Annotated in this window: 9 protein-coding genes and 1 riboswitch; of the genes, 4 read left to right on the top strand and 5 right to left on the bottom strand. The window is 45.0% G+C overall.

Features of this window, described 5'->3' with window-relative positions; genetic code table 11:
* Positions 1–418: 418 nt before the first annotated feature.
* A complete protein-coding gene (locus tag BM265_RS04455) occupies positions 419–2,626 on the top strand; it encodes a family 43 glycosylhydrolase (protein WP_074960376.1) in 2,208 nt (735 codons plus the stop codon).
* 135 nt (positions 2,627–2,761) lie between these two features.
* Here BM265_RS04455 and BM265_RS04450 read toward each other — a convergent pair whose 3' ends face one another.
* Together BM265_RS04450 and BM265_RS04445 are read right to left on the bottom strand one after the other, a co-directional pair.
* Positions 2,762–4,036: a bifunctional folylpolyglutamate synthase/dihydrofolate synthase gene (locus BM265_RS04450; RefSeq protein WP_074960375.1), complete on the bottom strand. Its 1,275-nt coding sequence runs from the start codon at positions 4,034–4,036 to the stop codon at positions 2,762–2,764.
* Positions 4,033–4,620: a folate family ECF transporter S component gene (locus BM265_RS04445; RefSeq protein ID WP_074960374.1), complete on the bottom strand. Its 588-nt coding sequence runs from the start codon at positions 4,618–4,620 to the stop codon at positions 4,033–4,035. The genes BM265_RS04450 and BM265_RS04445 overlap by 4 nt, the downstream gene beginning before the upstream one ends.
* Positions 4,621–4,707: 87 nt before the next feature.
* A riboswitch (THF riboswitch) is annotated at positions 4,708–4,820 on the bottom strand.
* A gap of 330 nt (positions 4,821–5,150) precedes the next feature.
* Between BM265_RS04445 and BM265_RS04440 the strand changes: the two genes are divergently transcribed.
* A complete protein-coding gene (locus BM265_RS04440; protein ID WP_074960373.1) occupies positions 5,151–7,100 on the top strand; it encodes a GGDEF domain-containing protein in 1,950 nt (649 codons plus the stop codon).
* A 232-nt stretch (positions 7,101–7,332) separates the two neighbouring features.
* On the top strand, positions 7,333–9,885 hold the full coding sequence (locus BM265_RS04435) for a family 43 glycosylhydrolase (RefSeq protein WP_074960371.1): 2,553 nt from the start codon (positions 7,333–7,335) through the stop codon (positions 9,883–9,885).
* An 88-nt stretch (positions 9,886–9,973) separates the two neighbouring features.
* Here BM265_RS04435 and BM265_RS04430 read toward each other — a convergent pair whose 3' ends face one another.
* On the bottom strand, positions 9,974–12,229 hold the full coding sequence (locus BM265_RS04430; protein ID WP_074960369.1) for a cellulase family glycosylhydrolase: 2,256 nt from the start codon (positions 12,227–12,229) through the stop codon (positions 9,974–9,976).
* Positions 12,230–12,568: 339 nt separating this feature from the next.
* Here BM265_RS04430 and BM265_RS04425 point away from each other — a divergent pair, with 339 nt between their 5' ends.
* Positions 12,569–13,351 carry an AraC family transcriptional regulator gene (locus BM265_RS04425; protein ID WP_074960367.1) on the top strand — a complete coding sequence of 261 codons (783 nt, stop codon included), beginning with the start codon at positions 12,569–12,571 and terminating at the stop codon, positions 13,349–13,351.
* A gap of 208 nt (positions 13,352–13,559) precedes the next feature.
* Here BM265_RS04425 and BM265_RS04420 read toward each other — a convergent pair whose 3' ends face one another.
* Together BM265_RS04420 and BM265_RS04415 are read right to left on the bottom strand one after the other, a co-directional pair.
* Positions 13,560–13,766 (bottom strand): hypothetical protein, encoded by a 207-nt coding sequence (locus tag BM265_RS04420; RefSeq protein ID WP_074960365.1) that lies wholly within the window; start codon positions 13,764–13,766, stop codon positions 13,560–13,562.
* Entirely contained in the window at positions 13,759–14,364 is a 606-nt protein-coding gene (locus tag BM265_RS04415) for a hypothetical protein (RefSeq protein WP_207646950.1), read from the bottom strand. Before BM265_RS04415 ends, BM265_RS04420 begins: the two co-directional genes overlap by 8 nt.
* Positions 14,365–14,504 lie beyond the last annotated feature (140 nt).

Raw genomic sequence — 14,504 nt, 5'->3', positions numbered from 1 at the left:
TTTCAAAAATGGCGGAGGATAAATGCTGTAATAGGTTAAATCCTGAATGGGTATTAAAACTGTTGTCATCTTTCAGCTTTTTATTTTAGCTCCATGACATTTTTTACCAATTAGTATTCAAGGCAATGTTAAAATATTAGCTTTTGTAGATATAATCATCGGTGCGCTTCATGAATGTGTGGATAACTCTGATGTTACGGCGTTTTGAAGATGTTTTGTTTTGTAAGATAACATTTAATTTCTGATAAAAATAATAAAAAATTGAACGAAATAATATCCATATTTTACACCAAATATCCATGATGTGAGTTGACCGATTTAAATGAATTTAGTATAATTAAATAACAAAATGGGATATGTGTCAATTTAGTGGCGCGATTCTTAATTGTTTTTATACATATCCGGAGGGGGAATTGACATGAAAATCAGCTCGAATGTTAAAAAGCTGACTACCGCGGCTTTAGCGGGCGCTATGCTTTTTACACAATCAGCATTCCCGGCAGATGTTGCTATCGAAGCGAATGCCGAGGACAGCTATTACTATTATGATACCTTTGAGGACAGCAGTGATAACTGGGAGGTAAGAGGTTCAGGTGAGTTAACGCTCAGCGGCAGACATCCTTATGCAGGTACTAACGCACTTCTCATAAAAGACCGTACCAGCGCATGGCAGGGTCTTCAGAAGACTCTTGATACTTCGTACTTCATACCCGGTCAGAGCTATAGCTTCAGTATACACGTAGATTACGAGGAAGGCGAAAGCCAGCAGACTTTCCTGCTCTCACTGCAGTATACAGATTCGACAGGTACTGTAAACTACGCTCACATAGCTCAGGGCACAGCTTCCCGCGGACAGTGGATGGAGCTTTCAAACCCCAGCTTCCAGCTTCCCGATGACGCAAGCGACATGGTACTTTATGTTGAGACTGTTGACGTTACCGGCAATTTCTATATCGACGAAGCAAAGGTAGTTAGTGTAGGCGGTTCAGGCAGCAGTTCAAAGCCCAAGCGTGACGGCAGAGGCGATGTAAATTTCGACGGCGATATAGATGTTATGGATCTTGTTCTTGCTAAGCGCGGTTTGATGAAAGGCTTTGAGGACTCGAATGCTGAAAAGGCTGCCGATGTTGACAAGAGCGGTGAGGTAAACAACGATGATATCAGTGCACTTCAGGATTATATCATGGGTAAGATAGACAAGTTCCCGACAGTATTTAAGATGGATCTCACAGAGATGGCAGGCAAGTTCGGCAGCGTAAATCTTGCAACCTGCTACAAGAAGTCCGGTGAAAACAATCCTCTGATATCCCAGTACTTCGGCGCAGATCCCGGAGTTATGGAATACAACGGCAGAGTATACATATTCATGACAGACGATCATCTGCTGTACAGCAATGGTCAGCTCAAGGATATCGAGTACGGCACTATAAACTGCCTGCGATGCATATCCTCTGATGATCTTGTTAACTGGACAGATCACGGTCTCATCAATGCAGCAGGTTCAAACGGTCTCTGCAAATGGGGCGGAAACTCCTGGGCACCTACAGCCTGCCACAAGAAGGTAAACGGCAAGGAGAAGTTCTTCCTGTACTTTGCAAACGGCGGTAACGGTATCGCTGTACTGGAAGCTGACAGCCCCACAGGTCCCTGGAGAGATCCTATCGGCAAGGCTCTGATCTCCCGTCAGACTCCTAACTGTGGTAACGTTGAATGGCTGTTCGACCCTGCAGTACTCGTTGACGATGACGGCACAGGCTATCTGTACTTCGGCGGCGGTGTTCCCAGCGGACAGAACGCTCATCCTAAGACTGCAAGATGCGTAAAGCTCAGCGATAATATGACTTCTATCGTTGGTACTCCTCAGTCTATCGATGCTCCTTACCTCTTTGAGGACAGCGGCATCCACAAGTTCAACGGCAAGTACTATTACAGCTACTGCTCTAACTTCAGCACCAACGGCAACCCCTACGGACTGACAGGCGGCGCTATCAACTACATGGTCAGCGACAGTCCTCTTGGACCCTTCACCTACAAGGGCGAAGCATTCAAGGGAATCGGTGTGTTCTTCGGCACAGGCGGAAACAACCATCACACATTCTTCAAGTTCAATAATCAGTGGTACCTGACATATCATGCACAGTACTTACAGGACAGCATGGGTCTCAAGGGCGGCTACCGCAGCACTCATATCGATAAGGTAACAATTAATTCCGATGGTACTATCCAGGCTGTTACAGGTACTAAGAAGGGCGTAAGTCAGGTCAAGTCCTTTGATCCTTACAAGACCCAGCGTGCAGCTACATTCTCGCATCAGGGCGGAATCACCATCAGCGGCAGCGGAGCTTCTTCTCTTGTACAGGCTAAGAAGGGCAGCTGGTACCGCGTTCAGGGTGTTGACTGCGGAAGCGATGCTCAGAACCTGACGATCAAGGCTTCCTCCAGCACAGGCTGTATCGTAAAGGTATGCACAGGCAGTGCAAGCGGAAAGGCTGTTACATATGTTGAGATACCCGCAGGTTCTTCTATGCAGGAAATCACTGTTCCTGTTGTAGATCTCAGCGGCAAGAACGATCTCTACTTCGTATTCAATAACAATGCATCTGTAGATAGTTGGAGTCTCAGCTAACATATAACATTTCCCCGATAAAGTATCCTCTGTCACTGTGACGGAGGATACTTTTCTTGTGTTGATTTACAGCAGATAAAAAAGATCATCGGAATATCAATGAACTCCGATGATCTTTTGTTTATGAGTGAAATTTTATTTACCCGTGATAAGAATCATTGCCTCTTTGAATTCGCGGTACATATACAGCGAACCCAGCGCCATCATAGGCAAGCCTTTTTCTTTGGCGTGACTGTACGCAGCTGATACGCCGTCTGGAAGCTTTTCAAAGCTTTCGGCGGGTATGCCTTTTTCTGCAAAAACTTCGGCAAGAGCGGCGCTGTCCAGTGCTCTGGGATTGTCGGGAGTTACGGTGTATACCTTTTCGATGAACCTGCCCAGCATATCCGTATACAGTTTGTAGTCCTTATCCGCCATAACGCCTATAAGCAGAACTACCTTGTCGGGAAAATACATTTCAATACTTTCTGCCGCACGTGCGATGCCGTCGGGGTTGTGGGCACCATCGAAAACAACATAAGGATCGCGGCGAAGCACCTCAAACCTGCCCTGCCATACTGTCTCCGCAAGACCTCTGCGCAGGCTGTCAGTACTAATCGTCAAGCCTGTTTTTCTCAGAATATCCACACAGCACATAAGGTTTACGATGTTATCGCGCTGATATGTGCCACACAGTGGTACGCTGAAACGTTCTCCGTTCCAGTTGAAAGATATCCCATCAAGGCTGTATTTTATGTCTGAAAGCGGGCTGTCATCATACAGGGCAAGAGGAGCGTCAAGCTGTTTTGTATGCTCTGATATCACAGTGAGTGCATCACTGTCCTTGCCGCCGAAATATACGGGGCAGCCGCGTTTGATTATACCGGCTTTGTGTCCTGCGATCTCTGCTATGGTATTGCCAAGAAATCCGCAGTGATCAAGGGCAACATTGGTTATGACCGAAAGCAGTGGAGCGCTCATAAGATTTGTAGCGTCACCGTCGCCGCCCATGCCGCATTCCACCACGGCGATATCACAGCCTTCTTCAACAAAAAGTAGATAAGCCGCCGCCGCTATAACTTCAAACTCGGTGGGCTTTTCCGCCATGGATTCCGCAATTGGCTGGATAGTGGCGATAAGCTCGGCAAAGCGCTTTTTTGAAATTTCAGCGCCATTTATACGATAGCTGTCAGTCACTCCCGTCATAGCAGGGGAGCAGAAACTGCCTGTCCTGTATCCCGAACTACGCAGTACCGATGACAGCATAGCTGCAAAAGAGCCCTTGCCGTTTGTGCCCGAAATATGTACTATCTTCAGCTTTTCCTGAGGGTCGCCCAGCAGATGCAGAAGTTCTCTTACACGGTCAAGCCCCAGAACACTGCCACGTCCTGCGGCGGTTTTCAGATAATTAAGTGCTTCTTCGTACATCATCTTTTTGTTATCCTGCCGATCTCTTTCATAAAGCTCTTATTCTGCATCAGTCCCCATACTATGGTCGTATCGATCACTGCACTGATAGATGCGGTGATAACACGGAAAACTATGGTCTGGAAAGGTGTGCCGTATGCAATATACAGTCCCAGAGACTTGATTACCATTGAACCGACAGCATAAGCAGAGATAACGCTTATGAATATCTTGACCCACTGCATACTTCTGTCTGTGCTTATGTATTCTGTGTCGTTTTTAGTTATCTGTCTATAAACAAAACCGGAGATAAGACCGATGCACAGTGCGCCCAGAGTTATTATGGGATTTATAGCATAACCGTGAAGTATGCATCCTACGATATCCGCAACGACTGCTGTTGCCGCGCCTATCACAGGACCGAAGAAGATAGATGCAATTACGATCGGCAGATTCTCAAATCCTATTCGTATGCTGTTTCCGACAGGGATAGATAGGAACTTGCCCAGTATGATACTGAGGGCTGCGAGTATCGCCGAAGCTGTCATAACAGCCACCGTCCCGAATACCCTGATGTTGTTTCTTGCTGCTGAATTGTTTGTCTGCATAAAAATAACCTCCTTTTCCACATCATACGACAGAAAAGAAGGCGTATAGGCAGATATACTGCCATGAGTCTTTTATCTATTGTCCTATGAAGCGGGATGCAAAATACGAACCGCAAGCCCACACGATATCTGCACGGCTTTTCGTTTGACTGACAACTCCCCGTTCAGTCAACACTTAACGAACGTAATTTTACTCTTCAAAAGTAATTGCAGTTTAATCTGCGTGTATATTATAACGAATTTTTACAGTTTTGTCAATAGATTAAACAACCGGTAGAGTTGTACATTTGTAAACAATAATCGTACAACTTGAATATCCTTTATTAATGTATAAAAATGCTGTGCAATATTGTGCAGCATATCCGTTTGCGAAAAATTATCTTTTTATAATAATGTAAGTTTTTCACAATTTTTATATTGACATTAATTGTTTTATGTTGTATAATTATTTAATAGAAACAGCTGTCGTAAATAGTTCTGAACGCATCGGGTCATGCCCGCAGCTGACAGGATATGAAAGGGGTGATGATATGTCCGAACGTAAAACTATTTGTTTTCTGACTGCTGTTCCCGAATCGGTACACGCCAACAGACTTGCATCAGGTATATTTGAACAGTGTCAAAAATACGGTTACAATGTTGCTGTTTTTTCTGCAATGATATCACCGGATTTCTTTTTCAGAGAATATGCCGAGGGCGAGATGACTATATATGATCTTCCTGATTTTTCAAGATTTGACGGGATAGTTATTGATGTGATAAGCCTTGTGCTGCAGAACAGGATCGAGTATGCCGAGATGATCTGCCAAAGGATAAAAGAACATACGGATGCTCCTGTGGTGGGAGTAGGTATCCCTATCGGTGATATCAGAATGGTCAGAAGCGACAATGACCTTATGTTCCGTGAGCTCTGCCGCCATGCTGTAAATGTTCATGGCTGCAAAGAGATATGTCTTCTGACCGGACAAAAGGGAAATCCCGAAGCCGAATCACGCCTTGCTGTTATGCTGGACGAGCTTGCAAAGCTGGGGTTACAGGTCAGGGACGAGCATATCATCTACGGTGATTTCTGGTATTTCAGCGGTCAGAAACTGGCTGATGATATATTATCTGGTAAGATATCTATGCCCGATGCGGTTATAGCTTCAAGCGATCATATGGCTCTGGGACTTATGGAGGAACTGCGTGCCAATGATGTCAGAGTTCCCGAGGATATACGTGTACTTGGATTTGAAGCAACTCAGGAAGCTCTCCTGAACAGCATATCCCTTACCACGATAGAATCGAACTTTGCAAAATGTGCTGCAGATGCAGTTGACATTATAACCGCTGAGATCGAACCTGGTAAGGAGATAATTCCTTACCAGCTGAATCTTGCAAATATGCTTCATCTTGGCAAAAGCTGCGGCTGCAAGCCCGATATCGAAAAAACACTGGATATGGTAAAATCATCCATGTACTTTATCTCAAAAAACTACTCAACGGATCTGTTTCAGGATAATATCGACATCGGTATGCTGATGGAGAGTTACATACCCGAAAAGCTTACCGCATCGCAGACACCTGACGAATGCATAAGCAATCTATATGATGCCGCGTACATTCTTGCACCCTATGAAAATATTTATCTGTGTATGTGCGAGGATTGGCTGGATATGGAAGTAAAGGACAAGAAAGGCTATACCGACAGAATGAAGCTTGTCATGCGCAGATCAAAAGAATGCCGCGGTGATCATTGTTCCAACACCTATGCAAAGGTGTTCAGCACAAAGGAAATGCTTCCGGAAATGTTTGAAGATAGTGACATTCCGTATGTGTTTTATTTTTCGCCTATGCACTTTGGCAATTATACTCTCGGATATTCTGTGCTGCAAAGAAAGCTTTCCGATAAGGAAAAGATCAATCTAGTATACCGCAACTGGCTGAGATTTGCAAACAATGCCCTTGAAATGGTGCGATCAAAGCATCATTTTGTGGATATGTCATTCCATGATAAAATGACGGGACTTCTCAATCGCAGGGGAATGCAAAGTGAATTTGAAAAAATGCGGAAAAATGCTTCTCCCGAAGATAAGCTGTTTGTCTGCGTGATCGATATGGATCGTCTGAAATACATAAACGACACTTTTGGGCATCAGGAGGGCGACGAAGCCATCAAAACTATCGGTGATGTGGCAGCTTCGATAACGGACGAACACGAGCTTTGTGTCCGTGCGGGCGGAGATGAGTTCTACATTATAGGCATCGGGCCGTATGATGATATCGTTCTTGATATGAAGAAGGAGCGGTTCTATCAGGCGTTAAAAAAGAATACGGAAAGACTTGAGAAACCATATGCCGTAACTGCCAGCATCGGCGCAGCTTTGAGCCTGTTGACCGACGATGTACGTCTTGACAGCCTGATACTTGAAGCTGACGAAGCTATGTACTACCACAAAATACTCAGAAAGATGAACGATCACAAGGTCGACATCCGTTAGTTATGATCAGCTCCGTTTTGTGCTGTGTGCGCAAAACGGGGCGTTTTTGTTTAAGATGAAAAAATTTGAAATCAAAAAAATAAACGAATACAAGTCTTGCCGATGACGTTTTTTGACCGAAAATGTTAGCTAAATGACCGTATATGTTATTGTCAGCATTCGGATTATATGTTATAATATTTAATAATACATTTATCCGAAATTTTTATCCAAGGACTAAGGAGGAATAATTATGAAAAAGCGCAGGATCAGCGCTGCTCTGCTTGCACTTAGCCTGAGTATCTCGGGCATGAGCAGCATCGGTGCAAATGCGGCGGGGCAAAGAGTATCCGTACACGACCCGTCTATCATCAAGACTAACGGTATGTACTATGTATTCGGTTCACATATAGATGCGGCACAGTCGAGCGATCTAATGAACTGGAACACTTTTTCCAACGGCTATGCACGCACCAACAATGTGGAGTTCGGCAATCTCTCGGATAATCTGAAGAAAGCCTTTGCATGGTCGGGTGAAGACCTTGAGGACTGCGCAGGCGGATTTGCTGTATGGGCTCCAGATGTAATATGGAATCCCGATTTTAAGTGCCCCGACGGAACCCGCGGTGCTTATGTGATGTACTTCTGCACAAGCTCCACATACAAGCGCTCGGTTATATGTTATGCATGGTCAAAGAATATCAAGGGCACTTATACCTTTGGTGATACACTTATTTATTCTGGTTTTTACGATACTGACAGCTATGTTTACAGTTCCAGCAAGAGCGTAAACCGCAAATATACCTCTACCAATATAGATGAACTTATGGCTAGCGGTGAGGTAACTTACAATAACAGCTGGTTCAGTAATCACGATTTCAATAATCAGCTGTTTCCAAATGCCATCGACCCTACTATCTATTACGGTACTGACGGCAAGATGTATATGACTTATGGTTCATGGTCAGGCGGCATCTTCACGCTGGAGATCGACCCCGAAACAGGCAAGTGTATCCACCCGAAAACAGGAAAGACATCTGACGGCAGAATGGTGGACAGCTACTTCGGCACGAAGATAGCAGGCGGCTACGGCAAATCGGGAGAGGGTCCTTTCATCGAATACAATGCGGATACAGGGTATTACTACCTCTGGACGACCTACGGCGGACTGACTTCCACAGGCGGATATAATATGCGTGTTTCCCGTTCAAGGTCGCCCCTTGGTCCTTTCGTTGATGCCGCAGGTAATCAGGCAGTGCTGAATTCCAACACCAGTCTTGATTCCGTTGGTCTGAAAGTTATGGGCAACTACAAGTTCTCGACTCTTGATAAGGCGTACATGGCTTGCGGTCACAATTCTGTTCTGCGGGATGATGACGGTCAGTGGTATCTGGTATATCATGCAAGGTTCGATGACGGCTACGAGATACATCAGGTTCGTGTCCATCAGATGTATTTCAATGCTGAGGGCTGGCCTGTTGTTACTCCCTTTGAATACGCCGGCGATAAGCTTTCAAAGGGCGGATACAATGAAAGTGATATCGTCGGAAAGTATGAATATATCAACCACGGAAATGCAACCAACGGCAATATCATCAACTATAAGACCATATATCTGAATTCAAACGGAACTATCTCAGGCGACGCAAGCGGCACATGGAAGCAGGGTGGAACTACCGCCGATGCTACTCTCGTTATCGATGGCAAGACCTACAAGGGTTATTTCTACGCAGGAAAGAATGAGAAGGGCAAAAAGGTCATGAGTTTCACCGCTGTGGGCAGTAATAACCAGACAGTCTGGGGTGCAAAGAACGATCAGTTCAGCGGCACTGAGCGCGCTTGGACAGGGGATTATACCAACGCGGGATACGATCTTGTGTACAATACTGATTCCGTAACGAATGAAAAACCGGGCGCTTCATTGAAAGTCAGCGGCACTGATCTGCTTTCGGGTGTCAGCTATTATATCGTGAATAAGAACAGTAACCTTTCCCTTGACCTGCCAAACGGCAGTACCGCCAACGGTACGAATATCCAGCAGTGGGATCAGAACGGCTGCTTTGCACAGCAGTTCCGTATCATTGCTGAAGATGGTGGCTGGTGCCGTATCGCATCGGTAGGCGACGAGTCTATGGTTATTTCTGTGGCATACAATACCGGGGCTGACGGTACAAATGTTGAACTTTCCACCTACACAGGTGCAGATAATCAGCTGTTCAAGGTAGTTGAAAGCAACGGTTATTATGCATTTCTGACCAAGTGCTCGGGTGCGAAAAGCTCACTGGATGTGTTTGAGTGGTCAAAGGAAAACGGCGGAAATATCGCCCAGTATCCTTACAATACTTTCGATTGTCAGCTCTTCTCGGTAACACCTGTTTGTCCTGCTGTAAACGACGGCGTGTACAGTTTCCGCAGAGTATCTGACGGAAAGGTGACAGGAAACCGCAATGTCAAACGCCTCAGCGATGGCAGATACACTCTCACAGAGGAAAACGGAAAGAGCGGAACTTATACTATAAAGTGCAATGCGGACGGAAGCTACAAGCTGGTGGATGCCAACGGTCAGGGATCAGATTATGTATTTGAGCCTGTTGCCAAGAAAGCTTTTGTGATAAACCCCGTTGTTACTATAAGCGGTGACGTTGACGGAAACGGTGTATTTAATGAAAATGATGCCGATATGCTTCACAGATATCTTGCAAAGCAAGGCGGTCTGAATGATGCTTCACAGGGCGACATCAACATGGACGGCAGGATAGATATCATGGATCTTGTTGAAATGAGGCGTAAGCTTCTGGGACGCTGATCATAAAAAATATAAGCAAAAAACTCTCTGCCGATCGCTCGGTCAGAGAGTTTTTTGTAAGGTGATCTTTCAACTAAAGAGGTTATACTCAAGATATCTTTTTGATAACGAGATCGGTGATGGTAACTGTAACGGGAGCATTCACACCACCGCAGGTGAATACGCAGGCAACATTATCGTCAGTAGGTTCGGTCATTGCGAAAGTCTTGGAATAATGCTGCTTCTGAGTTGTAAAGTTCAGAGGTGCGTAGAAGTACTGATCGTAGGGGTCATAATTCTGCTGGAATTTATAGCCCATCTCTACGGACTTGTCTGCCTGATAATCGAAAGAGATCTCGTAAGTTGCGCCTCTTTCGAGGGTAATGTCGGGATACATACCCTGAACGTGCCATACGTCTGTGCCGGAATTCTTCACAGCGATCTGAAGACCGTTGCTCAGATTCTTGAATGTTGCAGACGCGCCGTCATCAGTATTTGCCCAGCCTGAGAACTTGGAAGCATCAGACGCCATATTTGTGCCTGTTGTAACAGTAGGTTCTGTTGTTGTGGAACCGCTTGAGGAAGAAGAACCTCCGCTTACCTTGACAAGAGAAAGATTTGTGACTGTTACCTTGTAAGGAACGTTCACGCCTTTGCCGCCCAGATTGAATGTTACACGGCAGGCATTGTCGGTCTTGGAAGTATAATCAAAAGTAGCGGTGTAATGCTGAGATGTTGTAGTCCAGTTAAGGGTATCGCTGTAATAGGATAAATAATCGCCGTGACCCTGATTTACGATAACCGTTGTGGACTGAGGCTTATTGCTGATATAATCGAATGAGAGCTTATAAGTTGCGCCCTGTTCAAGGGTGATAGCATCATAGAAGAACTGTGCGTTCCATTCGTAATTGCCGCCCTTATCGACCTGCATTGCTACGCCGTTGTCAACATAGAACAGCTCACCCTGACCGCCCTCTGAGGTATCGGTCCAGCTTGCCCAGTTGTCTTCGTTGGCACAGAGATTGTTCTCATCTGGAACAGTCTCGGGGTTCAGTATTGCTCTTTCCATCTCAACAAGGTCGAGGATATCTATCTCGCCATCCTTGTTGATATCGGCTTTCATGCTGATATTCGTGCTCTTTTTTATCAGATAATTCCGGAGCAGTTCCTTGTCGGTATCGTTGAGTTTGCCGTCGCCGTTGATATCGCCTTTGACCTCTTTCTGAGGATCAACGTTTACCTCTGAACCTGCAGCTGCAAGCATAGTGTTCAGCAACTCGGGCTGAGTAACCTTAAGTGTACGGCGGTTGTAGATCTTATACTGTGAACCGTTATCCCACCAGATGCAGCACATACCGTAATTTGTGCACTTCTCTACAAGGTACTTTGCCCAGGAAGTGATCTGATCCATATTGTTCTTGTTTGCACAGCCAAACTCACCGATGATGACAGGTATGCCCTTCTGGGAGAATGTTCTGTTTAGGTTATCAAGCACATTATCCAGCGGAGATTTTGTCCACGATGTTATCTCGGGATAACTTTCGTGTGTAAATTCAAATGGCTGATAAACGTGAGCTTCAACAATCAGTCTGTCGCTTATCGTATCCTTGGGCAGGACGTACTGACTTGTGATCTCATTGTTTGCACCGCCGCAGTAGGTGTTGCAGATCAGATTTCTCTTAGCGTTGTTTCCACCCGATTTTCTAACAGTATCAACGAATATCTGGTTGAGATCGTTGGAGATGGGGCAAGCTTCCGAGCTTGGTATCCACCACTGATTTGCACTGTCGTCCAGTATCTCGTTGAAGCCCTCAAACAGAAGCTTGTCGCCGTAATCGGCAAAATTGTCGCTGACCTGTTCCCAGATAGATGTGAACATGGCTTTCTTTGTCTGAAGGTTCGTGCTGTTCGCTTTCAGCCAGCCCTTTTCACCTGTATCATGATGTACATTGATGATGCAGTACATATCATCTTCAAGTACATAATCAACGATCTCTTCCACCCTGTTCATCCATGTTTCGTCGATCTTGTAGGTGACAGGATCCATGTGTTCGTACCAGGTTACAGGTACACGTACTGTTTTTACACCCGATTTCTTTACCATGTCGATCATGGCTTTGGTCGTAGCGGGATTTCCCCATGCTGTTTCGGAAGATGTGCTTCCTCTGTTAGCGCCTATCGTAGTGCCGGAATAGCTGTCCAGCGAGTTGCCGAGGTTCCACCCCAGTCCCATATCGGCAACAGTCTGCTGAGCGTTTTTCTCGAAAGCGGCTTCAGCACGGACAGGCTCAATGGCTGAAAGACAGGAAACTGCCATTGCACAGACCACTGAAAGCGCAAGAGTCTTTTTGCTTTTAGTCTTCATAAAAAACTACCCCTTCTAAATCATAAAGTTTTGCTTTTTCAGGTCTGCTGTATTCTCCTCTCATTTACGCAGCAGACCAGCTTTTTGTTGCTGTCACAGCCTTATCTGACCATTTGACTGCGATGGGGACAGAAAAAATCAGCCGTGTATTAACCTGTTGCTAAGTGTGTGCTGAATTAACCCCTTGTAGATAATGTACATTTATTCGCTTGCACCTTGTGAATAATGCGCATAAAGCTGTCCCCTGAACTAAATTTATTATACACTGTTGACAATGATAATTCAATGATATATAATATAACTTGAATGATGTTTTTAGAAAAAATCAGGTGATATATGATGATTATCAATAATGTAGGCTATAATCACAGGCACGATACGGACTTTTTTATCGAGCGTCCCAATGGCAGCGGAGACTGTCTGCTGCTGATACTCAAAACCGATACCATCTTCACGATAGACGGTCAAGATATCTTTGTTCCGAAAAATTCATTCTTTATATATCCTCAGGGAATGGCGCAGTATTACAGATGCGTTCCCAAGCATGAATTTGCGAATGACTGGGTACACTTTCGGTTCGGTGAGGGTGAAGAAGAGGAATTTCTGAAAAGAAAGATACCCTATGCCAAGGGAGTGCCGTCGGATTCAGTGGAGTTTTTAAGCTGGTGCATCAAGGCTATAGCCGATGAATACACCTCGGGGTCGCCCTATGCGCAGGAGAATATGGAGCATTATATGTGGCTGATATTCAACCGCGTCAGCGACACGCTGCATCTGCCAGACAAGGAGATAAAAGATGCCGAACATGAGATGCTGCTGACTATCCGCCACAAGATATATGCCGAGCCTTACATACCGCGTTCGATAATGTGGGCGGCACATGAAGTCCGCATGAGCCCTGCTTCATTTCAGTATTATTATAAGAAGAATTTCGGTGTGACATTCGTTCAGGATTTCATAAATGCCAAGACGGAGTATGCGAAAATGCTGCTGACTTCCACAAACCTGACAGCCCATGATATAGCAGGAAAATGCGGCTATCGGAATTATGAGCATTTCACGCGGCAGTTCAAAGAGCGCTGCGGTATCACACCACTTGAATATCGCAAGCAGAAGAAATGATCCTTATAGGTATAAAAAAAGCACCTGCCGCCGACATTGATGTCGGTCGCAAATGCTAGTCGTCTATGAGCCCGCTTGCAGTTGTTCCCAACGTTTCAAGCATAGCGGTTATTTCCTCGTCAGCCGCAGGAGGCGGCTTTGAGGTCGGTTCGGGTGTTTTGGTCATGGGGTTACCTCCGTTCGGGTATGAAAAAACCGCCTAACTAAGTTAAGCGGTTTTATACTCTATTGTTTTGCCTATAAAAGTTTCTTTTGCTTTAACAGCAAGTGCATTCTGCAAATCATATACAATTTCAGCTTCATATGTCATGCCATCAATGATTACAATATTGCTGTTCCACGAAGTGGGTGGAGTTGAATCGAGAATAAGTACGGAATATTTATCACACGGAAGTTGTTTTACTATTTTACTCATTCCACTCACCTCGCTTTTTCATTTCTTCCATTTGCTTGATGTATTCTTTTAACCAATACTCGGTTTCATATACCTCATCGGGTGGAATATGATATTTTTCGGTCATAGTTAAAAGATACTTTTTGGCATCTATTTCATTCATTACTGTTCGTTGAACAACACCATATTGAGCATTTAGCCCATTACGATTTTGGTAGAAGTGATGAACCTCTTCCAAAACATCAGAAACTGTAGCATCTGGTCTAAAATAAATAACATCGCCTATTGTTACAGCTCGACTTTTTTCTTCTTCAAGGTGTTTCGTCCAAACTTCATCCGCAAGACGTATATCTGCACCTCTTTTAATTGCGGGATTGACAATTTTGTTGTATGTCGGCTTATCAATTATTTGTCGCCCTTCACTTGATAGCCGACGATGTGATTTCCCTTTTCTGTAATATATTATACCACGTTTATCATCATAAGTCAACTCTTTGCGAGCCAAAATCTCGGACTGTTTTGCCTGAGCTTCGACTTTTCCGAAAACTGTCGGCTCTTTTCCCGAAGCCTTGCTGATACGCTCGTCTTTATCGGCTTCCCATGTTTTCTTTGACCACACGTCCTGTCGCTGTCTGCCGTTCTTGTAGGTAACAGAGCAGCCGCAGTTATCGTGCCGTCTGAAAACGTCCTTCGGGGTATCATCGGGATAGGCATATCGACCCGCCATCTTGGTACACCACTCACAGCACTTGCCGTCGG

The organism is Hominimerdicola alba (assembly GCF_900112155.1).
GTDB lineage: Bacteria > Bacillota > Clostridia > Oscillospirales > Ruminococcaceae > Hominimerdicola > Hominimerdicola alba_D.
This window is presented reverse-complemented; position numbering and strand designations above follow the sequence as displayed.